This window comes from Mesorhizobium argentiipisi (SeqCode), from assembly GCF_037179585.1.
Classification (GTDB): domain Bacteria; phylum Pseudomonadota; class Alphaproteobacteria; order Rhizobiales; family Rhizobiaceae; genus Mesorhizobium; species Mesorhizobium argentiipisi.
On sequence record NZ_JAPYKO010000046.1, the window covers coordinates 1 to 22,923 of the forward strand.

The 22,923-nt window shown below is 63.0% G+C and carries 23 protein-coding genes; 6 read left to right on the top strand and 17 right to left on the bottom strand.

From position 1 onward, the window contains the following. Positions 1 to 298: 298 nt before the first annotated feature. Both O7A05_RS32180 and O7A05_RS32185 read right to left on the bottom strand, forming a co-directional pair. Positions 299 to 1,222 (bottom strand): uracil-DNA glycosylase, encoded by a 924-nt coding sequence (locus O7A05_RS32180; RefSeq protein WP_337097359.1) that lies wholly within the window; start codon positions 1,220 to 1,222, stop codon positions 299 to 301. Positions 1,223 to 1,424: 202 nt separating this feature from the next. Next, positions 1,425 to 2,063, bottom strand: a complete 639-nt coding sequence (locus O7A05_RS32185) for a hypothetical protein (protein ID WP_337097360.1) — start codon at positions 2,061 to 2,063, stop codon at positions 1,425 to 1,427. Between the two features lie 227 nt (positions 2,064 to 2,290). Here O7A05_RS32185 and O7A05_RS32190 point away from each other — a divergent pair, with 227 nt between their 5' ends. Together O7A05_RS32190 and O7A05_RS32195 are read left to right on the top strand one after the other, a co-directional pair. Then, on the top strand, positions 2,291 to 3,994 hold the full coding sequence (locus O7A05_RS32190) for an electron transfer flavoprotein-ubiquinone oxidoreductase (RefSeq protein ID WP_337097362.1): 1,704 nt from the start codon (positions 2,291 to 2,293) through the stop codon (positions 3,992 to 3,994). A 148-nt stretch (positions 3,995 to 4,142) separates the two neighbouring features. Further along, entirely contained in the window at positions 4,143 to 4,739 is a 597-nt protein-coding gene (locus tag O7A05_RS32195; RefSeq protein WP_337097363.1) for a DUF922 domain-containing protein, read from the top strand. Between the two features lie 32 nt (positions 4,740 to 4,771). Here O7A05_RS32195 and O7A05_RS32200 read toward each other — a convergent pair whose 3' ends face one another. The 5 genes from O7A05_RS32200 to O7A05_RS32220 form a co-directional block, all read right to left on the bottom strand. Beyond that, a complete protein-coding gene (locus tag O7A05_RS32200; RefSeq protein WP_337097387.1) occupies positions 4,772 to 5,782 on the bottom strand; it encodes an endonuclease/exonuclease/phosphatase family protein in 1,011 nt (336 codons plus the stop codon). A 127-nt stretch (positions 5,783 to 5,909) separates the two neighbouring features. After that, positions 5,910 to 7,367 (bottom strand): AMP nucleosidase, encoded by a 1,458-nt coding sequence (locus O7A05_RS32205; protein ID WP_337097365.1) that lies wholly within the window; start codon positions 7,365 to 7,367, stop codon positions 5,910 to 5,912. A gap of 127 nt (positions 7,368 to 7,494) precedes the next feature. Beyond that, a complete protein-coding gene (locus O7A05_RS32210) occupies positions 7,495 to 7,689 on the bottom strand; it encodes a hypothetical protein (RefSeq protein WP_337097366.1) in 195 nt (64 codons plus the stop codon). 60 nt (positions 7,690 to 7,749) lie between these two features. Beyond that, entirely contained in the window at positions 7,750 to 7,884 is a 135-nt protein-coding gene (locus O7A05_RS32215) for a hypothetical protein (RefSeq protein WP_337097367.1), read from the bottom strand. Positions 7,885 to 8,081: 197 nt separating this feature from the next. Then, positions 8,082 to 8,423 carry a DUF2147 domain-containing protein gene (locus O7A05_RS32220; protein ID WP_337097369.1) on the bottom strand — a complete coding sequence of 114 codons (342 nt, stop codon included), beginning with the start codon at positions 8,421 to 8,423 and terminating at the stop codon, positions 8,082 to 8,084. A gap of 92 nt (positions 8,424 to 8,515) precedes the next feature. Between O7A05_RS32220 and O7A05_RS32225 the strand changes: the two genes are divergently transcribed. From O7A05_RS32225 to O7A05_RS32235, 3 genes are all read left to right on the top strand, one after another. Beyond that, positions 8,516 to 8,731, top strand: a complete 216-nt coding sequence (locus O7A05_RS32225; RefSeq protein ID WP_337097370.1) for a hypothetical protein — start codon at positions 8,516 to 8,518, stop codon at positions 8,729 to 8,731. A 124-nt stretch (positions 8,732 to 8,855) separates the two neighbouring features. Then, complete coding sequence (locus O7A05_RS32230) at positions 8,856 to 9,122, top strand: sel1 repeat family protein (protein WP_337097371.1); 267 nt, start codon at positions 8,856 to 8,858, stop codon at positions 9,120 to 9,122. Positions 9,123 to 9,488: 366 nt separating this feature from the next. Further along, positions 9,489 to 10,610: an ABC transporter substrate-binding protein gene (locus tag O7A05_RS32235; RefSeq protein WP_337097373.1), complete on the top strand. Its 1,122-nt coding sequence runs from the start codon at positions 9,489 to 9,491 to the stop codon at positions 10,608 to 10,610. A gap of 125 nt (positions 10,611 to 10,735) precedes the next feature. Here the strand turns inward: O7A05_RS32235 and O7A05_RS32240 are convergent, their stop codons facing one another. The 9 genes from O7A05_RS32240 to O7A05_RS32280 all read right to left on the bottom strand — a co-directional run bounded on the left by O7A05_RS32240 (position 10,736) and on the right by O7A05_RS32280 (position 19,700). Next, positions 10,736 to 12,697: an acetyl/propionyl/methylcrotonyl-CoA carboxylase subunit alpha gene (locus tag O7A05_RS32240; RefSeq protein ID WP_337097374.1), complete on the bottom strand. Its 1,962-nt coding sequence runs from the start codon at positions 12,695 to 12,697 to the stop codon at positions 10,736 to 10,738. A 49-nt stretch (positions 12,698 to 12,746) separates the two neighbouring features. Beyond that, complete coding sequence (locus O7A05_RS32245) at positions 12,747 to 13,121, bottom strand: hypothetical protein (protein WP_337097375.1); 375 nt, start codon at positions 13,119 to 13,121, stop codon at positions 12,747 to 12,749. A 119-nt stretch (positions 13,122 to 13,240) separates the two neighbouring features. Next, positions 13,241 to 13,771, bottom strand: a complete 531-nt coding sequence (locus O7A05_RS32250; protein ID WP_337097377.1) for an O-acetyl-ADP-ribose deacetylase — start codon at positions 13,769 to 13,771, stop codon at positions 13,241 to 13,243. 2 nt (positions 13,772 to 13,773) lie between these two features. Beyond that, positions 13,774 to 15,381, bottom strand: a complete 1,608-nt coding sequence (locus tag O7A05_RS32255) for a carboxyl transferase domain-containing protein (protein ID WP_337097378.1) — start codon at positions 15,379 to 15,381, stop codon at positions 13,774 to 13,776. 9 nt (positions 15,382 to 15,390) lie between these two features. Then, positions 15,391 to 16,242, bottom strand: coding sequence for a DUF1444 domain-containing protein (locus O7A05_RS32260; protein ID WP_337097380.1), 852 nt, complete (start codon positions 16,240 to 16,242; stop codon positions 15,391 to 15,393). A 59-nt stretch (positions 16,243 to 16,301) separates the two neighbouring features. Beyond that, entirely contained in the window at positions 16,302 to 17,465 is a 1,164-nt protein-coding gene (locus O7A05_RS32265) for an isovaleryl-CoA dehydrogenase (protein WP_337097381.1), read from the bottom strand. Between the two features lie 48 nt (positions 17,466 to 17,513). Then, positions 17,514 to 18,155: a TetR/AcrR family transcriptional regulator gene (locus O7A05_RS32270; protein ID WP_337097382.1), complete on the bottom strand. Its 642-nt coding sequence runs from the start codon at positions 18,153 to 18,155 to the stop codon at positions 17,514 to 17,516. 82 nt (positions 18,156 to 18,237) lie between these two features. After that, positions 18,238 to 18,519, bottom strand: coding sequence for an acylphosphatase (locus tag O7A05_RS32275; protein ID WP_337097383.1), 282 nt, complete (start codon positions 18,517 to 18,519; stop codon positions 18,238 to 18,240). Positions 18,520 to 18,587: 68 nt separating this feature from the next. Continuing rightward, the gene (locus O7A05_RS32280) at positions 18,588 to 19,700 is read right to left on the bottom strand and encodes a pyridoxal phosphate-dependent aminotransferase (RefSeq protein ID WP_337097384.1); all 1,113 of its coding nucleotides are present in this window, start codon (positions 19,698 to 19,700) and stop codon (positions 18,588 to 18,590) included. Between the two features lie 235 nt (positions 19,701 to 19,935). Between O7A05_RS32280 and O7A05_RS32285 the strand changes: the two genes are divergently transcribed. Next, positions 19,936 to 21,612 (top strand): tetratricopeptide repeat-containing sulfotransferase family protein, encoded by a 1,677-nt coding sequence (locus tag O7A05_RS32285; RefSeq protein ID WP_337097385.1) that lies wholly within the window; start codon positions 19,936 to 19,938, stop codon positions 21,610 to 21,612. Between the two features lie 194 nt (positions 21,613 to 21,806). On the opposite strand, the gene O7A05_RS32290 is transcribed toward O7A05_RS32285, so the two are convergent. Then, the coding region (locus O7A05_RS32290) for a porin (RefSeq protein WP_337097386.1) at positions 21,807 to 22,923 on the bottom strand (1,117 nt) is incomplete at its 5' end.

Sequence of the window (22,923 nt, forward strand, 5' to 3'; positions counted from 1 at the left end):
ACCTGCAAGCTTCTGGCCCAGAAATGCTTCCGCCAGGCTCAACTGCCCCGTCTGCTTCACCGCCATTGCGATTCCCTCCGAGCTTCCTTCTCAGGGAATCACAACCAGCCAATTACGCAACAGGCCCCTTGTGGGAGAAGGTGTCGCCGAAGGCGACGGATGAGGGGTGCTGGACGAATTAAGGCGCCGGGAATCTGGCACGACAGTCGAAAGCCGTTGCCAAGCTGGAACACCCCTCATCCGTCTCGGCGCTGCGCGCCGATCCACCTTCTCCCGCAGGGGGAGAAGGGAAGGGCGCTCACGCCAGCCCCTTCAACTTCGCCTTCACCTCGAGAAAGTCCCGCCAGGCCAGCTTCTTGTGCGCCGGCGTCCTGAGCAGATAGGCCGGGTGCAGCGTCGGCATCGCCGGAATGGCTATGCCCGATGCGGTCGTGTGCACCCGCCAGTTGCCGCGCAGGCGCAGAATCCCCTCGGTCGTGTTGAGCAGCGTCTTGGCCGATGGGCCGCCGAGATTGATCAGCACCTTGGGATTGACCAGCTCGATCTGCCTTTCGATGAAGGGCCGGCAGATTTCGGTCTCGTGCGGCGTCGGCGTGCGGTTGCCCGGAGGCCGCCACGGAATGACGTTGGCGATATAGGCCGAACCGCGGTCGAGGCCGATCGCGGCCAGCATGCGGTCGAGCAGCCGGCCGGAGCGGCCGACAAAGGGCAGGCCTTCGAGGTCCTCGTCGCGGCCCGGCGCCTCGCCGACCAGCATCAGGTCGGCGTTCGGGTTGCCGTCGGCGAAGACCAGGTTTTTGGCCGTGAATTTGAGGTTGCAGCCGTCGAAGGCAGCCATGTGCTGGCGCAGTTCCTCGAGCGTTGAGGCGCTTGCGGCAAGCTGGCGCGCCGCAGCCGCTTGTGCCTCGTCGGGAACGGCCGCGGCCGCCGGTACCCGGGCGGGTGCATCCGGAATATTGGCGGCGTCGAGGCCGGATAAGGGCGCTGGCGGGTTCTCAGCTCGTGCCGGGGCCTGCTCGGGTGCCGTTCGGCTTTCGGGCGCGGCTTCGCGGGGCGGCGCGGCTGGCGCGCGCTCGGCGGCCCTGCGTTCGGCCGACTTCGCCGCTGCTTCGGCAAACCGGTTGATCGGCGCGTCTTCGAGCGCGTCGTCGACGCCGGCGCTGGCATAGAAGGCGAGCAGTTCGGCGATCTCGGCTGGTGTGTCGGGGGAGGCGGCAGTCATGGCGCCACCATTGTCCGCGCGGCGCCGATTTGCAAGGTTAAGCCACGTTCGCCTGTATTGGAGCATGTCGAGATTCAGGTCACGCCGAGTCGAAAATGGTGGTTTCCGAGAACCGGAGCGGAGCGTACTTTTCGTACGTGAGCACCGGAAGCGCAGGAAACCGCCATTTGCAGGCCGGCATCACCTGAATATCGATATGCTTTCACCCAGTGGGTATGCGGGGATCCTGCACGATATAAAACGTCCAGCGCGGCGTGTAGTCGGTGATCAGGAAATCGAAGGTCGCCGTCTTCAGCGGGTCGACCTTGCCGTTCTTGAACAGCAGCTGGTCGTAAGGTTCGAACTTGCGCTCGAAATCGGCGAAGTTGCTCGACCAGATGTTGTCGGGCGTCTTGTTGCGCTGGTCGAAGGACAGGCCGTCGCCGAACACGCTTGGCTGGTCGAGGATCTCCTGCAGCTCGAACTGGAACTCCACCCAGGGCAGCGCGCTGTTGTTGAGCACGTCGATGCGCATATACATCACGCCGTTGGCGACCTGGCCGGCCTTGCCGAAGGGCTCGATCGGCTTGGTCGCGCGGATGGTCAGCGTCACCGGCGTTGCCGTGTTGAGCTCTTCCTTGATGATCAGCGGGTCTTCCTTGGTGCCGATGCCGGAGGCGCCGGTGATGCGGAAGCCGCCCAGCTCGTCGGAGAAGGAATAGGCGCCGGTCGTCCAGACCTTCACCGGATCGGCTTCCGCCGGCAGGGTCAAAAAGAGGAGCGGAAGAACCGCGCGCCAGGTCGCGCCTGGCGTGAAGAGTAAGCGCTTCGATGGAAAGCCGGCTGGCTCTGGACTGCGCATGACGCGAAGTATCGCCGATAACCAAGCCGTCGAACAATTAAAAACATGCCGTCGCCGCCTGGCCTGTCAACCAAGTGGCGCTGGCCTATGCTTGGCCATGGTCTCCGCTGCTGCCTTTTCGCAGGGAAAACCGCGACTTTTTGTCGAAATCGGCATTGTCATGTCAGCGCCGGTTTCGCGTCGCGAATTGATGCGCTATGCAGCGCATGAGCCAGCACAATGCGAGAATGCGGCAAGCTATAGAGGGGTCGATGAGCGATATCGAACGCGAAAGCATGGAATTCGACGTGGTGATCGTCGGCGCCGGTCCCGCCGGCCTTGCCGCCGCGATCCGTCTGAAGCAGCTCAACCCGGACCTCTCCGTGGTCGTCCTGGAGAAGGGCGGCGAGGTCGGCGCCCATATCCTCTCCGGCGCCGTCGTCGATCCGATCGGCATCGACCGGCTGCTGCCGGGCTGGCGCGAGGAGAGCGATCATCCCTTCAAGACACCGGTGACGGAGGACCATTTCCTGGTGCTCGGCCCCGCCGGCTCCTTCCGCCTGCCGAACTTCCTGATGCCGCCGCTGATGAACAACCACGGCAACTACATCGTCTCGCTCGGCAATGTCTGCCGCTGGCTGGCGACCAAGGCGGAGGCGCTGGGCGTCGAGATCTATCCGGGTTTTGCCGCGGCAAGCCTCGTCTACAACGAGGCCGGCGCCGTCACCGGCGTCATCACCGGCGACATGGGCGTCGAGAAGGACGGCACGCATGGCCCGGCTTACGCGCCCGGCATGGCGCTGATGGGCAAATATGTGCTGATCGGCGAAGGCGCGCGCGGCTCTTTGGCCAAGCAGCTCATCGCCAAATACAAACTTTCCGAAGGCCGCGAACCCGGCAAATATGGCATCGGCCTCAAGGAGCTCTGGCAGGTCAAGCCGGAGAACCACAAGCCGGGTCTGGTGCAGCATTCCTTCGGCTGGCCGCTCGACATGAAGACCGGCGGTGGCTCTTTCCTCTACCATCTCGAGGACAACCAGGTGGCGGTCGGCTTCGTCGTCCACCTGAACTACAAGAACCCCTATCTGTCGCCCTTCGAGGAGTTCCAGCGCTTCAAGACTCATCCGGCGATCGCCGGCACTTTCGGGGGCGCCAAGCGCATCGGCTATGGCGCGCGCGCCATCACCGAGGGCGGCTGGCAGTCGGTACCGAAACTGTCCTTCCCCGGCGGCGTGCTGATGGGCTGCGCGGCCGGCTTCGTCAACGTGCCGCGCATCAAGGGCTCGCACAACGCGGTGCTGTCCGGCATGCTGGCGGCCGAGCATGTGGCCGAGGCGATCGCCGGCGGCCGCGCCAATGACGAGCTTGCGTCCTACGAAGAAGCCTGGCGCGGCAGCGACATCGGCAAGGACCTGAAGAAGGTCCGCAACGTCAAGCCGCTGTGGTCGCGCTTCGGCACCATCGTCGGCGTCGGCATCGGCGGGCTGGACATGTGGCTGAACACGCTGTTCGGCTTCTCGCCTTTCGGCACGCTGAAGCACGGCAAGGCCGACTATGCGACGCTCGAGCCGGCCGCCCAGCATCAGAAGATCGTCTATCCGAAGCCGGATGGTGTCTTGACCTTCGACCGGCTCTCCTCGGTGTTCCTGTCGAACACCAACCATGAGGAAAACGAGCCGGTGCACCTGATCGTCGGCGACATGGCGCTGCAGCAGCGTTCCGAGCACGACGTCTTTGCCGGTCCCTCGACCCGCTACTGCCCGGCCGGCGTTTATGAATGGGTGGACAAGGACGGCAACGCCGCCGCCGATCCGTCGGCCAAAGACGTGCGCTTCGTCATCAACGCGCAGAACTGCGTGCACTGCAAGACCTGCGACATCAAGGATCCGAACCAGAACATCAACTGGGTGCCGCCACAAGGCGGTGAGGGGCCGGTCTACCAGGGCCTGTGAGCCGCTCCGGCCGGGCCGTCTCGGCCGCCGCTCCAACAGGCCGGTGAAGGTCGGGTTTACGAGGCATGTGAGCCGCGCCTTATCGGCAGAGACCGTTGAAGCCGGGCGCCGAGTGTGGTCTGCTTCGTCTCCAAACAAGGAGGCGGACATGCGGCGCATCAGCCTGGCGATTTTAGCTGCTGCCGGCGTGCTTTTTTGCGGGACTGCCTCCGCCGGCACCAAGCTGACCGTACATGTGCGCACCTACAATGTCGCCGGCAGGACCGGCGCTGAACTGATCGAGGCGATGGATGGCCTCGGGCCGCGGCACGGCCATGCCACGCGCGCTATCGCGGAGACCAGCTATGCCGTTCATTGGGATCTCGACGTGAAACGGGACAATGGCATCTGCCGGCTACGCCGGGCCGACGGCACGATCGACCTCACTTACACGTTTCCGCGCCGCACGTCGCCGTCAGGCCCGGTCCTTCGCAGGCGCTGGGACCGTTTCATGGCCGGCGTGCGCCAACATGAGCACACCCACGGCCGCATCGCCAAGCAGATGATGCGGGCGACCGAGACGGCGCTTGCTGGGCTCGAGCGGCCGGATAACTGGTTCTGCACCGGTCTTCGCTGGGACGCCAGACGCCGCATCGACACGATCTATGCCGACTACGAGGCCAGGCAGAATGCCTTCGACGCGCGCGAGCACCGCGACGGCGGCCATGTCGAAAAACTGGTCAATGCATTGATGGGGAAGAACTGAAAACCCCAGCCCGTTCGCCTATCAAGCGGACCTCAGCTACGCGGCTTGGCCGGCGCATCGTTCGCCGCCAGCGCCGACTTGTGCTCGTCCTCGGGCGCGTTGCTGTCGGTCGGCAGCGTGAATTCGACCAGCACCGGCAGATGGTCGGAGCCGGTGTCCTCCATCCGGGCCGACGACAGGATCGTCACCCCGCCCTTGCTGAACACCTGGTCGATCGGCAGACCCGCATAGCGGCGCAGGACGTCGGGCAGCGTGCGGTGGATCCAGGTCGGACCGGCCGACGGCATCAGCGTCATGCCGCTCATTCGCGCCACCCGCCGCACCGCCGCGCTCCACGGCACGGCATTGCAATCGCCGGCCATGATCGCGGTCTCGCCGAGCCCGGCCAGCGGTTCCGCCAGCTCGCCGATCTGCCAGTACTGCTCCTTCGGCCATGGCCAGCTGAGATGGATCGCTGCGACGTCGACCGGAACGCCGTTGAAATCGATCGTGGCGGTGGCCATCGCGCCGCGCGGCTCGCAACGCGGCGCGGTGCCGGCGGCGAAGGGACGGCGCGAGAGCAGCGCGACGCCGAATATACCATTGGGATAGTCGCACAGGATGCGGTAGGGGTAGGCGCCGGCAATATAGCCGAGCTCCTTCGCCCACATGCCGGACACTTCGTCGAGCGTGATGACGTCCGGATTGGTCCTGCCGATCAGCGACAGCACCTTCTTCGGCGTCGGATTGTTGAAGCGCAGGTTCATCTGCAGCAGGCTGTAGACGATCCGGTCGGCCGGTTTTGCGACCGCCTGCTGCGTCGACAATCTGGGCAGCGCGCTCGTCGTCGTGGCTAAGCAGATAATGGCGAAGACCAGCGCCGCGACGGCCTGCAGCCGGTAGGGACCGGCAAGCAGGGCCAGCGCGAGCAAGCCCGTCAGCACGCCCAGATGCATGCGGAAATGCGAGAAGGAATCGAAGGCCGGATGCAGCGCGCCGAAGAACCCAGCCAAGAGCGCAGCCGAGCATGCCATCATCGCCAGGAATGTCAGCTGAGCCATCATGCTCAAGCGCGCACCGCCCTTAGTCATCTGCTCCGACTGTCCAGCCTTTCATCCGGACTGCTTATCGGCCAAATTGCGGCCCAAGCAAGACGACGGATTGCCTTGCCGATGGCTGGCCGGCACGTGGCTACTGGAACGCCGTCTCGGAAAAACTTCTGAGCTTGCGCGAATGCAGCCGCTCCATCGGCATTTCGGCGAGCTTCTCCATGGCTTTGATGCCGATGGTCAGATGCTGCGCCACCTGGCGTTTATAGAACTCGGTCGCCATGCCAGGCAGCTTCAACTCGCCATGCAGCGGCTTGTCGGAGACGCATAGCAGCGTCCCGTAAGGCACGCGGAAGCGGAAGCCGTTGGCGGCGATGGTCGCCGATTCCATGTCGAGCGCGATGGCGCGCGACTGCGACAGGCGCTGCACCGGCCCACGCTGGTCGCGCAGCTCCCAATTGCGGTTGTCGATGGTGGCGACGGTGCCGGTGCGCATGATGCGCTTGAGATCGTAGCCGGATAAGCCGGTGACTTCGGCGACCGCTTCCTGCAGCGCCACCTGGATCTCGGCCAGCGGCGGGATCGGCACCCAGACCGGCAGGTCGTCGTCCAGCACATGGTCCTCGCGCACATAGGCATGTGCCAGCACATAGTCGCCTAGCGCTTGCGTGTTGCGCAGGCCCGCACAATGGCCGAGCATAACCCAGGCATGCGGTCTCAGCACCGCGATATGGTCGGTGATCGTCTTGGCGTTGGACGGGCCGACGCCGATATTCACCATGGTGATGCCGCCATGGCCGGGCTTCTTCAGGTGATAGGCCGGCATCTGCGGCAGGCGCTGGGGCGGCGTTCCCTGCGAAGCCGTCGCTCCGTTCCGGGTCATAACATTGCCAGGTTCAACGAACTCGACATAGCCGCTGTCGCCATCGGCCATCAATTCGCGGGCGCGCGCGACGAATTCGTCGATGTAGAACTGGTAGTTGGTGAACAGCACGAAATTCTGGAAATGCTGCGGGCTGGTCGCCGTGTAATGCGTCATGCGGTGCAGCGAATAGTCGATGCGCTGCGCGGTGAACGGCGCCAAGGGCCTTGGCTCGCCGAACGCCACCTCGAAGGTGCCGTTGGCGATCTGGTCGTCGGTTCCGTCGAGGTCCGGCACGTCGAACAGATCGCGGATCGGCCGCTTGATGCGCTCGGCGGCCGCGCCGTCGACATAGGTGCCTTCCAGGAAGGCGAAATGCAGCGGGATCGGCGTGGTCGATTCCGACACCGTCACCGTCACGCCGTGATTGCGCATGATCAGCCGAAGCTGCTCGATGAGATAGCGCTCGAACAGTTGCGGCTGGGTGATGGTGGTGGCGAAATGGCCGGGCGTCGGCATATGGCCATAGGCCTGGCGGGAGTCGACCTGGCTGAACGAGGTCGTGGTAACGCCGATCTGCGGATAGAAGGCCCGGTAGCGCTTGCTCTCGTCACCGCCTGCGGCAAGCGCTGCGAAGGAATCGCGCAGGAATTTGGTGTTGCGGTCGTAGAGCGCCTGCAGCGCCGCGACAGCCTTCTTGGCGTCATGGAAGTCCTGCTTGCCGAAAGGCTCCGGCATGACGACAGATTCGATGGCTTGGGGATAGATTCGCTTTTCCATGGCCCAATATAGAGATTTGGAAGAGCGGTTGGGAGGGGTGAGGTGAGCGTCAAGCGGCCGCAAGCGTCGTTTTTCTTCGATGGCGTTACCCGCGCTGCAGGCTGATCAGCAGCACAAAGCCCACGGTGGTGTTCTTGTGCGCCGGCGCCTCGATCCTGTGGCTCGTGTCGGCCCGCATCATCGGCACCGCCAGCACCGGGGCGGCCAGCAGGATCAGGATGAGCGTCGCCCGCGGCAGAAGCCGAAGGGCATTGGTTGCGATGGCAGCGATGCGGTTCATTTGGTGGTGTCCACGTTTCAACCTGATTTTCAGCTTGGTCGCTTCAGCGCTTGAATTGGTTCACGACGCCGACAACGCAGGCACCGGCCGTTCCCACGAGCGGGCCGAATGACCGGCCTCCGCCACCAGAATGGCGAAGAGCATGCCGAACAGGCTCATCAGCAGGCAGACGATGGTGAAGCGACGGGCAAGCATTTCTCTCTCCTTCAATGCGGGAGAAAATGCCTGACGGCCTCTGAACCGGTTCTGAGACCGGTATTCATCTGCGGTTCAAATTGATGGACGAGGGTTTGAACGGGCGCCGGTGACGCGCCGTCGGTCCGACGGAGCGTTGACGCGCCAAAAGAAAACGGGGCCGTTCGGGCCCCGTTCGGATCATCTGGAGTTTGCGATCAGAGCTTGTGCCAGGTCTGGCTCTTGCAGATCAGGCCGCCGAGCACGCAGCCGCTCATCTTGAGCGTTGTGCCTGTAAGGGTCGCCTTGCCGGAATAGGTCTTGTCGTTCGCCGGGTCGGTGACGTTGCCGGCATATTTGTTGTCGCCGGTCGCCTTCAGCGAGCCGATCGTCTTGCCCGCATATTTGCCGGTCTTGAGCGTGATGGAGAACGAGCCGCCGCCGCCGATCGTCGCCGTCTCGCCGGACTGCGTCTTCCAACTGCCTTCGATCGGGTCAGCCCACGCCGCACCCGCCATGATCAAGGTGGCCGCAAGGGCCAGGCTCATCTTTCGAAACATAGTGTCCTCCCAATGGATTGCGGTGGCTTCGATCCGCCCATCTGCCCCTTACGCTGACGGAAGCTAATCCAGCTCCCGCCAAAACAAAAGCGGTGCCGCCGGGTAAGGTTGCAGGGATTTTCGCCGCGCCGATGGCTGGAAATAAACGCGGCCGGAAAAACGCTTCGGTTTCCGTGGTTAGCGAAGTCTTGATTCCGCTTGCGGCAATTTTCATCGAATTTGATGCAAAATGGCGGAAACGCTGGATTCCCATGCTTAACAGTTTTTCGCGTTTACCTCTTGTTTTAGCTTTGTTTTCCTCAAATTAAGCAAGTCATTTAACGACGGATTCAAAGCCAGCCGGGCATCCTCGAAAGCATCGAAAGAGCGGCCCGCCCCGAGGGACACCGGGGGAAAAGGAGGCAGCTCTCGGGAGCCAGACAGGGGATTGAAATGGCACGTTTTGAAATGCTTGAAGACGGCTTCGGCGCCATGGGGGCAACCGCCCAGGCCGACATTCTTTTCGAACTGGGCATGATGTATGCGACCGGCCGCGATTGCGAGACCGACGTCGTTGCCGCCCACAAATGGTTCAACATCGCCGCGATCAAGGGTTCTGTCCGCGCCGCCGAGCTGCGTTCGGAACTGTCGATCACCATGTCGAAGGTCGAGATCGCCACGGCGCTGCGCGAAGCCCGCGAATGGATGACGATGCACTGATCCTGCGGGCAGCGCCTGAAAATTCGGGAGGACAAGGCCGCGATCAGACGGCCGGATGAAAAGATCAAGAACGCGGCAGGTCAACGAACCTCAAGCCGTGCGACAAAACAGGGAAGCGAGCGGGTTTCAGGCGCGGGGGCGTCTGGGGACCTCGACTGCAAAAGCCGTGACCGACCGAAACAAGGCCGGCACGGCTTTTTGCATTACGCGTGGTAATCATGCGCGTGGCCCAAGCAATCCCGGCCGAAATGAACCAAAACCTTCCGAATTGTCCTCTCGACAGTTTCCGCGAAGGGTGAAATTGTCCCGGCTCTGTGGAAGAAGCGCGGTCATGCCGCCGCGCTCAAGTGGAGGAGTTCTTATATCATGAAAAAATTGGGTATTTTGAGCGCGGCCGTATTTGGCCTGATGATGAGCGCCCCGGTTGCCTTCGCCGACGACATCACCATTTCGGTGGTCGGCCCGATGACCGGTCAGCTCGCCACCATCGGTGACCAGTTCAAGCAGGGTGCGCAGGCTGCGGCCGACGCCATCAATGCTGCCGGCGGCGTCAACGGCTCGAAGATCAAACTCGACATCGAGGACGACCAGTGCGATCCGAAGCAGGCGGTTTCGGTGGCCAACCGCATCGTCGCCAACGGCGTCAAGTTCGTCGACGGCCATGCCTGCTCGGGCTCGAGCATTCCGGCCTCGGCCGTCTATGCCGAAGCCGGCACGCTGATGATGAGCCCCGCCTCGTCCAACCCGGTGCTGACCGACGCCGCCGCCAAGGCCGGCTGGCCGACCATCATGCGCCTTTACACGCGTGACGACGCGCAGGGCGCCTTCATCGGTCCGTGGATCGCCAAGAAATATGCCGGCAAGAACGTCGTGATCCTGCACGACAAGAGCGCCTACGGCCAAGGCGTTGCCGACGCCGTGAAGGCGACGATGAATGCCGGCGGCCTCAAGGACGTCGACTATGAAGGCATCAATGCCGGCGAGAAGGATTATTCGGCCCTCGTCACCAAGCTGAAGGGGCTTAAGGCCGACGTCGTCTATTTCGGCGGCTACCACCCCGAGGCGGGCCTCATCCTGAGGCAGGCGGCCGAGCAGAATGTCAAGTTCCAGCTGATCATGCCGGACTCGATCGCATCGCCGGAATTCTGGCAGGTCGCCGGCCCGGCCGGTGAAGGCACCCTGTTCGTGTTTCCGTCTGACCCACAGGCCAAGCCCGAAGCGAAGGACGCGGTCGCCAAGATCAAGGCCGGCGGCTTCACACCTGAAGGCTTCACGCTGTTCTCCTATGCCGTGATCCAGGCTGTGGCCGAAGGCGTCAAGCGCGCCGGCACCGACGATCCGGCCAAGGTCGCCGAGGCGCTCAAGGACGGCAAGCCGATCAGCACCGTGGTCGGCGACGTCGTCTTCGATGAGAAGGGCGACCTAAAGAACGCCAGCTACGACATCAACCAGTGGCACGACGGCAAATACGCGCCGATCAAGCCGTAAGTCGGTTGTGCAATCTAGGAAATGGCCGGGCTCGCCCCGGCCATTTTCGTTTAGCTTTGCTCGTCAAGCGAAGCTGGCGCTGTGCCGCCACCCCAGCCAGTTTGTCCCCAAGGTGACCTGGCGTCTCAGCCCTGCACGTCCGCGAAACGGACCAGCACCGTGCCGTCGCTGACCTGCGCGCCCTCGGCCGCGATCTCGGCGATCACTCCGTCATGCGGCGCGATGATTGTGTGCTCCATCTTCATCGCCTCGAGGATCAGAAGCGGCTGGCCCTTGATCACGGCATCGCCTGCCGCGGCGCGCACCAGCTTGACCAGTCCCGGCATCGGCGCGCGCAGGCTGCCTGCGGCGGCTCCCGCCTCGTCAGCCTTGGCCAGCGGATCTGGAACCGTGAACGTGTAGCCGATCGCGCCTTCGAAGACTGTGACGTGGCCGGGCCAGCGGGCGGCATGCGGCATGGTCCTCAGATCATGCGTATTGACCGCGTCGTGCGGCGCCTCCAGCGCTACCTGGAAGCGGCCGTCCGGCCGCGCCGAAACCCTGGCCAGGATGTTCTCCTCGCCATGGCGCAGGCGGATGCGGCGCGCGAGCGTGTGGAAATGCGCATAGCCTGAAAGCGTGGACCAAGGATCGGCGGCGGGACCAGTCACGCCGGCATCCGTCGCGGCAAGCGCGGCAGCTGCGATCGTCTCGTGGCTCGGCGCGGGAATGGCGGTGAGCGCCTCCTGGTGTCGGCCGATCAACCCGGTATCGACATCGCCGGCCGCGAAATCGGCATCGGCGGCGAGCGCCGCCAGGAAGGCGGTGTTGACGGTCGAGCCGGCCACCTCGGTCCGCGCCAGCATCTCGCGCAGGGCATTGAGCGCCGAGGCCCTGTTCTTGCCGTGCACGACCAGCTTGGCGATCATCGGATCGTAGAAAGGCGAGATCGCATCGCCGGCGCGCACGCCGGTCTCGATGCGCATCTGAGCGCCTTCCGGCGCGACATCGGGGAATTTGAGGTGATGTAGGGTGCCGGTCGCCGGCAGAAAGCCTTTGGCAGCGTCCTCGGCATAGAGGCGCGCCTCGAAAGCATGGCCCGATAGAGTGATTTCATCCTGCGTCTTAGGGAGCTCTTCGCCGGACGCGACGCGCAGCTGCCATTCGACAAGATCGACGCCGGTCACCATCTCGGTGACCGGGTGCTCGACCTGCAGCCGTGTGTTCATCTCCATGAACCAAAATCGGTCGGCCTTGAGCCCCTGGGAGGCATCGACGATGAACTCGATCGTGCCGGCGCCCGAATAATTGATCGCCTTGGCGGCCTTCACGGCCGCCTCCGTCATCACCTTGCGCAGCGCAGGCGTCATGCCGGGGGCGGGCGCCTCCTCGATGACCTTCTGGTGGCGGCGCTGTGCCGAGCAGTCGCGTTCGAAAAGATGAACCGCATTGCCGAAATTGTCGCCGAACACCTGCACTTCGATATGGCGCGGCTTGTCGACATATTTTTCCACCAGCACGCGATCGTCGCCGAACGCCGCTTTCGCTTCGCGCCGCGCGCCTGACAGTGCTTCGGAGAAATCGTCGGGGTGGTCGACGCGCCGCATGCCCTTGCCGCCGCCGCCGGCGCGCGCCTTGATCAGAACGGGGTAGCCGATCTCGCGCGCCTTGGAGGCAAGCAGCACGATCTCCTGCGCTTCACCGTGATAGCCGGGCACCACCGGCACGCCGGCCTTTTCCATCAGCCGCTTGGCGGCGTCCTTCAACCCCATGGCGTGGATCGAGCCGGCGGACGGACCGATGAAGACGAGGCCTGCCGCGGCCACCCGGTCGACGAAGTCGGGGTTTTCCGACAGGAAGCCGTAGCCGGGATGGATGGCCTCGGCGCCGGTGGCGAGTGCCGCCGCCACGATCCTGTCGCCGCGCAGATAGCTTTCGCCGACGGGCGAGGGGCCGATATGCACCGCCTCGTCGGCCATCTCGACATGGAGTGCGCGGGCATCCGCGTCGGAATAGACGGCGACCGTGCGCACACCGAGCCTGCGGGCGGTTCTGATGACGCGACAGGCGATCTCGCCGCGATTGGCGATCAGGATCTTGCCGAACATGGAGCCTCCCGGTTTTGCTTCGGGCGGCACCAGTCCTGCAGGCGCCGGCCTATTTCGAAGCGGCGATGGCGCAGCCGCCGCTCGCGGTTCTGACCTTCCACTTTCTCAGGCCGTATTGGCAGTTGCGCAAGGCGATCTCTTCTGCCGCCTTCTGGGTCGGCGCGTTGAGTTTCGCGCCGCAGATGATGTAAAGATCGACGACGCGCGAATAGAACGTCGTCGCATAGGCCGAATGCCCGCTTGCCGCTTGGTAGGCGAGATAGGCTTTGTAGCAGGCTTCCTTTGGATCCAGCGACAAATTCGGAGCAAACCGTTTGTCGCCGATCTTGCCTGCCAGTGATTCGGCCTCGGCGGCCGGTACGGAAAATATTAGAAATCCTGCAAGTATCGAGACAATCGCCTTCCGACAATATTTCAAGATCATTTTCACCCAACCCCATTTGCCCAATGCAAGATGAGGAATAGCGAATATCTTTCGCCTGCGCCAGCAGGCGTCTGGAAATTCGCATTTGCCTGTATTGAGGAATCCGTTGGCCCATAAGTTCAGCCTTCACCGCTATCAGCAACGGTTCGCCGGTAAACCTCTGCCGTCTGCTCATCGAAGCAGCAGAAAGTAACGACGTCCGGCACCGCGTTTTCCCGCAGGAAGGCGCTTACGGTGCCGACGGCGATCTCCGTAGCCTGGTCTTTCGGATAGCCGTAGATGCCGGTCGAGATCGCCGGAAATGCCACCGTCCGGCAATCCTGGCCTCGCGCGATCTCGAGCGAGCGCCGGTAACAGGAGGCGAGCAGCTCGGCTTCGCCCTTGCCGCCGCCTTGCCAGACCGGCCCGACAGTGTGGATGACATAGCGCGCCGGCAGGCGATAGCCTTTGGTGAGCTTGGCGTCGCCGGTCTTGCAGCCGTGAAGCGTGCGGCATTCGGCGACCAGCTCCGGCCCGGCCGCGCGATGGATGGCGCCATCCACGCCGCCGCCTCCGAGCAGCGAGGAATTGGCGGCATTGACGATGGCGTCGACCGCGAGCTTGGTGATGTCGCCGGTGTGGATGCGGATTCTGTCGCCGAGAGCACCCATCGTCACATCCTGAACACGCCGAATTTCGTCTCCTCGATCCCGGCATTGAGCGCCGCCGAGAGGCTGAGCGCCAGCACGGCGCGGGTCTTGGCCGGATCGATGATACCGTCGTCCCAGAGTCTGGCCGAGGAATAGAGCGGGTGGCCTTCATGCTCGTATTTCATCAGGATCGGCTTCCTGAACTTCGCCTCCTCCTCGGCGCTCCATTCACCGCCCTTGCGCTCGATGCCCTCGCGCTTGACCATGGCAAGCACGGTGGCCGCCTGCTCTCCGCCCATCACGGAGATTCGCGCGTTGGGCCACATCCATAGGAAGCGGGGAGAATAGGCGCGGCCGCACATGCCGTAATTGCCGGCGCCGAACGAGCCGCCGATGATCACCGTGAGCTTCGGCACCTTCGCGGTGGCGACCGCCATCACCAGCTTGGCGCCGTCCTTGGCGATGCCGCTGGCTTCGTATTTGCGCCCGACCATGAAGCCGGTGATGTTCTGCAGGAAGATCAGCGGGATGCCGCGCTGGCAGCAGAGCTCGATGAAATGAGCGCCCTTGAGCGCGCTTTCGGAAAACAGCACGCCGTTGTTGCCGATGATGCCGACCGGCATCCCGTGCAGATGGGCAAAGCCGGTGACCAACGTCGTGCCGTAGTTTTGCTTGAACTCGTCGAACTCCGAACCGTCGATGAGCCGGGCAATCACCTCACGCACGTCATAGGGCTGGCGCAGATCCGTCGGCACGATGCCATAGAGTTCCTGCGGATCGTAGAGCGGTTGAATCGGTTTCTGCAAATTCAGGCTTAGGGCCTTGTTCCGATTCAGGTTCCGGATGATGCGCCGGCAAATGGCCAAGGCGTGCTCGTCGTCCATGGCGTAGTGGTCGGCGACGCCGGAAAGCCTGGTGTGCACATCGGCGCCGCCGAGTTCCTCGGCGCTGACATCCTCTCCGGTCGCGGCCTTCACCAGCGGCGGGCCGCCGAGAAAAATGGTCGCCTGGTTGCGCACCATGATCGTCTCGTCCGACATCGCCGGCACATAGGCGCCGCCCGCCGTGCAGGAACCCATCACGCAGGCGATCTGCGGGATGCCGGCCGCCGACATGTTGGCCTGGTTGTAGAAGATGCGGCCGAAATGCTCGCGGTCGGGGAAGACCTCGTCTTGGTTCGGCAGATTGGCGCCGCCGCTGTCGACCAGATAGACGCAGGGCAGGTTGTTCTGCAGCGCGATCTCCTGCGCCCTGAGATGCTTCTTCACCGTCAGCGGATAATAGGTGCCGCCCTTCACCGTAGCGTCGTTGACGACGATCATCACTTCCCGGCCTTCGACGCGGCCGACGCCGGTGATGATGCCGGCCGACGGAATGTCCTCGCCATACATCGACCAAGCCGCGAACTGGCCGACCTCGAGGAAGGGCGAGCCGGTGTCGAGCAGCTGCGCCAGCCGCTCGCGCGGCAAAAGCTTGCCGCGTGAGACGTGCCGTTCGCGGGCCTCATCGGAGCCGCCGCGCTCGATGCTTGCCGCCTTCTCGGCGATGTCGGCGACCAGCGCGCGCATGCGCTCCGCATTGGCGCGGAAGGTGTCGGAGGAGGAGGAGATTTGGGTTTGCAATACGGCCATGGTCGATTCCTATTGCTCGGCCACGACTTGCAATGTGCCGTCTCGCCGCTCGAAGACATATTCAGACAGAAGATCAGGCTCGTCTCGAAAAACCTTGGTGATCAAGGTGCGGGCTATCTGAACCGCTTTGGGCAGACGCTGATCGAAGACAAAAATTGCATCGCGTCGTGGAATGGCTATGAACACGCCATTAGGAAACTGAGGCTCAAGCAGAGCCCAGAATTTGTCGGTCAGCAGAAGGGCGGGCGAGATGGCCTCATCACCTTCCACGGTGAAGATGAATATTCCCTCCCGAATTTTTTCTTGCCTGACCTGCGGAATCTGCTTGTCGATATTTTTCAGAGCAAGCTGACGAAGCTGGGCCAGGGAACGGCCTCCGACCTCGGAAATCGGCACGCTGGCAAGCGACTCCTCTGCATCGATCTGGTAGAGGATTACGACATCGCCAGCGAGATTCTCGTAGAGAGGATCTTTGCCGGGCGTTGCGTCGCCTTGGAGACCATCCAGGTGCTCGCGAGGTCGAATGTTCGCAATTAAGCGATCGGCTTCGAAGCCGCCTTCGGTATCGGTTAGGACAAGAACATTCAAGAAACGCTGGATCTCGGCTTCGGCTTCATCGGCGGGCAGTTCGCGAAGGCGGCCAAGGAGGTTGGTGACGTCTACTTGAAGTTTCTGGTCCTTACCCGGGCTCACTCTGGTTACGCTGAGCCGAGCCGGATCCGCAGGATCAGGAGTAGCCTGCTTGACGCGCCTATCTCCCTTGAGTCTCGAGATGACTTCAGCTCGCAGCGCCGCGGTATCCTTGAACGCCAGTGCGTCAGAATGCGCCGTCACTACAAATCCGGACAGTGACATAGACATGACAGCTGCTCGTGCTATTGCCCAGAGATGTTTTGGCGGTCTTGGCATTTTGACGTAGCTCACACCCCCTCCGCCATGATCTCGCGGCCGATCAGCCAGCGGCGAATCTCGCTGGTGCCGGCGCCGATCTCGTAGAGCTTGGCGTCGCGCAGCAGCCGCCCGGTCGGGTAATCGTTGATGTAGCCGTTGCCGCCGAGCAGCTGGATGGCGTCGAGCGCCATCTGCGTCGCTTTCTCGGCGGCGAACAGCACACAGCCGGCGGCGTCCTTGCGCGAGGTCTCGCCGCGGTCGCAGGCGGCGGCCACCGCATAGACGTATGCCCGCGCGGCATTCATCGTCGAGTACATGTCGGCGAGCTTGCCCTGCACCAGCTGGAACGTACCGATCGGCTGGCCGAACTGCTTGCGCTCATGCACGTAGGGCACAACGACGTCGAGGCAGGCCGCCATCAGCCCGATCGGGCCGCCGGACAGCACCGCGCGTTCATAGTCGAGCCCCGACATCAGCACCTCGACGCCGCGCCCTTCCTCATGCAGCACATTCTCGAACGGCACCTCGACATCCTCGAACACCAGCTCGCCGGTGTTGGAGCCGCGCATGCCGAGCTTGTCCAGCTTTTGCGCCACCGAAAAGCCGGCCATCGGCCTTTCGACGATGAAAGCGGTGATGCCGCGCGCATGGCGTTCCGGATCGGTCTTTGCATAGACCACCATCGTTCCGGCGTCCGGGCCGTTGGTGATCCACATTTTCGAGCCGTTGAGCACATAGCGGTCGTTGCGCTTTTCGGCGCGCAGCCTGAGCGAAACCACGTCCGAGCCGGCGCCCGGTTCTGACATTGCCAGCGCGCCGACCGTTTCGCCCGAGCAGAGGGACGGGAGATACTTCTTCTTCTGCGCCGCCGTGGCCCACCGGTTGATCTGGTTGACGCAGAGGTTCGAGTGCGCGCCGTAGGAGAGGCCAACCGAGCCGGACGCGCGCGAAATCTCCTCCATCGCGACGACATGCGCGAGATAGCCCATGCCGCTGCCACCGAAGTCCGGATCGGCGGTGATGCCGAGCAGGCCGAGCGCGCCGAGTTCGGCCCACAGATGCGTCGGAAACTCGTTGGAGCGGTCGATCTCCGCCGCGACCGGCGCGATCCTGTCCTGGGCGAAGCGCCGCACGGTATCGCGCAGCGCCTCGATGTCGGGATCCAGTCCGAAGCTGAGCGTATTCGTGTACATGCCGTTCCTCCTGCGCACGCCCCGGTCTTCGCGGGGATCATGCCTCAATCAGAGTGCCACGGCGGCGCGTCCGTACGGACGCGCGGTGCCATGGCTGATTGTCGCGCCGACCAGGCGCATTGTCATCGAAAGATATGATGCCGTGACTTCAGCGACCGACAGTCGTTCGCCTGGACGGAACCAGACGATGACGCCGGTCATCATCTGGATCAGCGCCATGGCGGTCAGGCCTGTATCGTCGATCTCGAAAGCGCCGGCCTCAGTGCCGTCGCGCAGGATCGTGCGCAGTTCCTTTTCATAGGCCGTGCGCATCTTGAGGATCTGCGTCAGCCTTTCATGCGAGAGGCTGCGCAACTCCATGTTGGAGACATGGGTGGCGTGGCGCCGCTCGATGTGGAACGCGATGTGGTTCTCGACATAGGCTGCAAGCCGGGTGACCGGATCGGCGCTCGCCGGTCGCGCCGCTTCCCAAGCCTTGAGCAGACCTTCCATATGCTCTCGCATCAAGGTGAAAAGCAGATCTTCTTTGGTCGGGAAGTAGCGATAGAGCGCGGCCGCCTGCACGCCGACCTCCGCCGCCAGCTGCCGCATCGACATCGCCTCGTAGCCGAGGCGGGCGATCAGGCCGACCGCCGCCTCGCGGACGGCCGCCTCAGTCCTTTCCCCGTCGGAACCTGTGGTGCGCGCCATGATCGCCTCCGACGAGATTAATAAAACGAACGTTCAATTAATTCAAGTCTTTTGACCTCCTCCTTGAGGGGAAGATACTGGCTTAGACGATGATCCTGAAATCCATCGGCGCGTCGTCGGCCGCTTCCTCGATCTCGACCTTTGAGACGAGCGCGCCTCGCGGCCCTTGCCACAGGCGTTCGATCATCGCAGTGACAGCGGCATCGGCGCCGGCAATCAGCGCGGCGACCGAACCGTCACGCTCGTTGCGCACCCAACCCGTCAGCCCGAGACGCATCGCTTCGCCGCGCGTCCAGACGCGGTAGCTCACACCTTGCACCGTACCGGAAACGCGCGCCCGAACTATTCTATGTTCGCCTTGCATTGCCTGTGCTCCGCGTTGCACTTGGCGGAATCTGGCACAGCAAAGGGCAAAGGCAACAGGGAACTCGGTCAGTTCCCCCGCGCCGCCGCCAGCGCACCCGGCAGCTCCTCGGCGAAGATGTCGAGCTCATGATCGAGGCCGACGCTGACCCGGATGCAGCGGTCGAGCACTGGCGCCATCGGCTTGCGGATGAACACGTCGCGCGACAAAAGGTTCTGCATCACTTTCAGCGCGAAGCTGCCGTCGCGGCCGCAGTCGATGGTGACGAAATTGGTCGCCGACGGCAACGGCTTGAGATCGTTCTGCCTGGCGATGGCCGAAATGCGCTCGCGGCCTGCCGCCACGCGCGCCACCACCGAGCGCAGGTAGTCCTGGTCGGCAATTGCCTCGAGGCCGGCGATCTGCGCCATGCGGCTGACGCCGTAATGGTTGCGGATCTTCTCGAAGTCGCGGATCACCTCCGCCTCAGCCACGGCGTAGCCGCAGCGTATGCCGGCCAGGCCGTAGGCCTTCGAGAAGGTGCGCATGCGGATGACGTTCGGCCGCGCGACGTCGATCGCCGGCAGCGCCGAGGCCGGTCCCAGCTCGCCATAGGCCTCGTCCAGCACCAGCATGGTGGTTTCCGGCAGCGCCTCGATGAAGCGGATGACGTCGGACGCTTCCCACCAGCTTCCCATCGGATTGTCGGGATTGGAGAGATAGACCAGCGGCGCTTTTTCGCTCGCGACCTTGGCGAGAAGCCCGTCCAGGTCCTCCCTGTCATCGGCATAGGGGACCGTCACCAGGCGGCCGCCGACGCCGGCAATGTGGAAGTTGAAGGTGGGATAGGCGCCGAGCGAGGTGACCACTGCGTCGCCGGGGCCGACATACATGCGCGCCACCAGGCCGAGCAGGCCGTCGATGCCTTCGCCCACGACCACGTTTTCGATCGCCACGCCGTGATGCGCGGCGGCCGCCACCTTCAGTTCGTAATTGTCGGGGTCGCAATACATCCACTGGTCGCGGGCGACGCTCTTCATGCGCGCGATGACGCGCGGCGAAGGCCCGAAACTGCTTTCATTGGCGCCGATGCGGGCGCGGAAAGGCCGCCCGCGCTCGCGCTCCTGCGCCTCCGGCCCGACGAACGGCACCGTGGTAGGGAGCGCACCGATGATGGACGTGAGGGAAGGGCGCTGGCGCATGGCAAAGAGCTCGGTTGAGAAAGGGTCTTCTTGCTAGCGTGGGCGAGGGGTGGGTGCAAGTTGGGCGACAAGCTGAAATCAGCTGGCTTGACCGGCATCCGGCGTCAGCTCTTGAGAGGTTTGCCGCTCGCATGGGTCTGGTGAACCCAGCGGCGGACGTCTGCCGTTGGCCTCCGAATTCGATGCGGACGACGTATCGCTGGATTCTGCCTGCCGCTTTTGCTAGCGAGGCAGGATGAGCAACCGATTGCCGTCCGCTTGGGCAAAGCATCTCAAGACGCAACCCTCGGCTAAGGCGCTGCCGCCGAACGCTGCGCTGCCGAAAGCCAAGACGCAGGCCGGTCCATCGCGAGCGCATGCGGACGATATGCTGTTGCGACGGGCGCTCGAGCTGCAAAAAGCCGAGCAATTGCCGGAGGCCGAGGAACTCTGTCTCAAGGTTCTGGCAAGAACGCCAAACCATCCGCTGGCATTCTATATCCTGGGAACTCTCGGACTCGGATACGACAACGAGAAGGCCTTGCGGTATTTCGCGCGGGCGGTCGCAGAGGAGCCACGGAATCCCTACTACCACCTTAGCCTTGGCGAAACCTATCTGAAGCTCAGCGAATTTACGCCGGCAATCAGGCACATTCAGCAGGCCTTGGCGTTGAAGCCTGACCTGGTGGAAGCTCTTTGCGCCTTGGGCGATGCCTACAACTCATTTGACAAGGGAGAAATGGCGCTGCCGCTCTTTGAGAAGGCGCTCAAGATCGACCGGGATCATCCTCTGGCCCGGTTGGGGTTGCCCCGCGCGCTCGCAAGCCTCGGCCGTATGGACGAAGCCGCGGTTCATTTGAAAGAGGCGATAGAGCGGCGGATCGCGGTACCGGCTGCCTACAGTGCATTGGTGCAGACGCGTAAATTCACGGAAGAGCCGCCGGAGCTCGCGGCAATTCTAGCGGAGCTTCGAGACCCGGCCCATGGAGCGGAAGGAGCGGCGGCACTCCATCACGCTGCAGGGAAGCTGCTTAACGACCTCCGTCGCTACAGGGAGGCGATGGATCACTTCAAGAAGGGAAATCAAGCCGGGGGCCATAAATTCGATCTGGAAAACTACCGTCGCTGGGTCGATGTCATGATCGAAACCTTCACACCGGAGCTGGTGGCTTCAATGGCCGCTCATGGCAATCCCTCGGAGGTGCCTGTATTCGTTGTCGGCATGCCTCGCTCGGGTACGACGCTGACCGAGCAGATCTGTGCCAGCCATCCTGGTGTTCACGGTGCCGGCGAGCTCAGCAAGCTCAGCCGAATGGCCAATGGGATCGGTCTCAAAGGCAACTCCGACTCAGACCTCGGCAAATCGATCGCGACGATTACCCCCGAACTGACCAAGACGCTAGCAGCAGAGCATCTTGCCTATCTGCGCGAGCGGGCTCCCGATTCGCATCGAATCGTCGACAAGATGCCCCACAATTTCGAACTGATCGGGCTGATCGGCATCCTCTTTCCGAACGCGCGCATCATTCATTGCCGGCGCGATGCCATCGACAATTGCGTCTCATGCTTTGTCCTGCAGTTCAATGAAGCGCACAGCTACAGCGCTGATCTTCGGACATTAGGACTTTACTACAGAGAGTATGACCGCCTGATGCGGCATTGGAACAAGGTTTTTCCGGGTCGCATATTCGAAAACCGTTACGAGACTTTGATTGAAAACCAAGAGGCGCAGTCGCGACGCCTCATCGATTATCTCGGGCTGCCTTGGGACGATGCCTGCCTGCGCTTTTTTGACAAGGATCGCTCGGTAAATACTTACAGCCTTTGGCAGGTTCGCCAGCCGATTTATAAGTCATCCGTCAAGCGATGGAAGAACTACGAGAGCGAGATCCAGCCGCTGATCGACGCGTTGGGAGATCTAGCTGAGGTTTGATCAGTAGCAATTCGCGTCGAGTCATAGCACTCCATCCGCTGATTGCTCGGGCCCAAGCCTCCTAATAGCGCGTGCAATTCCGGCGATCGCGCCGAATGCAGCGCTTTGTGCAAACGGTGCCGGGGTGCTGGAAGGGAGAAAGAAAAACCCGGCGGTTGCCCGCCGGGTTATCGATTTCGATCAGGCAATGCCTGTTAGAACGAACGCTGGAAGCGGAGCAGGCCGCCGACGCTGTTCTTCTTGTCCGCACCGGTGAAGTTGACGGTCGAGGTGGGATTGGCGTTCCACTGGTCAAACTTGCCAAAGTGATCGTAGTCGACTTCGGCGGTGACCGTGAAGCCGGGAACGATGTCGTAGGCGACGTTCGCCGCCACGCCGTAGTTCTTGTCCTCGTCACCCGACACCTGGAGGTTGAACGAGGTCTTCTCGTTGAACTTGTAGGTGCCGCCGGCCCAGAATGCCCAGTTGCCGCCCCAGATCTTGTAGAAGCCGCGACCACGGGCGTCGATGACGTTGGTCGGGTCGCTCAGATTGTTGTCGCTGCCGTAGCCGAACATGCCGAACAGCGACAGTTCATTGGTGACATTCACGTCCAAGCGGACCTTGCCGGCGATTTCCTCGTAGTTGCTATCGTAGGCCACGACGCCGGTGATGGCGCCCCAGCCTTGCGTCCACTTCACGCCGCCGACGACGTGCGGAACATAGCTGTCGATGGTGCCGACAGTGCCTTCGCCTTCTTCGAGCGAGACCACGGCCGAGAAGCCGTTGCCGGCGTCGAAGTAGTACTGGACGACGTTGGTGTCGAAGTCGCCATAGGGAACCAGCGTATCCTGGATGACGTTGCCGGCATAGCCGACGAACGTGTCGAAGGCCGATTCGTCCTTACCGACGCGGAGACCACCGAGCTGGATCCAGGCGAAGTTTAGGGTGACGCCTTTGTTGCCCGCGGGATTGTCGGTGAAGCCGGTGATGGCGCCACCACCGGTGCGTGAAACGGAGGCGCCGCGATTGTTGTTGCCGAAGTTGAAGCGGGTCTCGGTGTAGGTCTTCAACGTGCCGAGCTCGGTCTCCTGGCCCGTCCACGTTTTCAGCGTGAAGCGGGTGTTCTTGTACCAGGTGCTGTGGATGTCGCCGTCCTGGTGGTCGACGTTCTTCGCTCCGTCGAACGAGCCGACGTCTCCGAGGCCGATGTCGTAACGGACATAGCCGCCGATGCGCAGGCAGGTCTCGGTGCCGGGGATATAGAAGTAGCCCGAGCCGTACACGTCGCAGATCTTGACGTATTCAGCCGGTTCCGGCTCGGCGACGGTC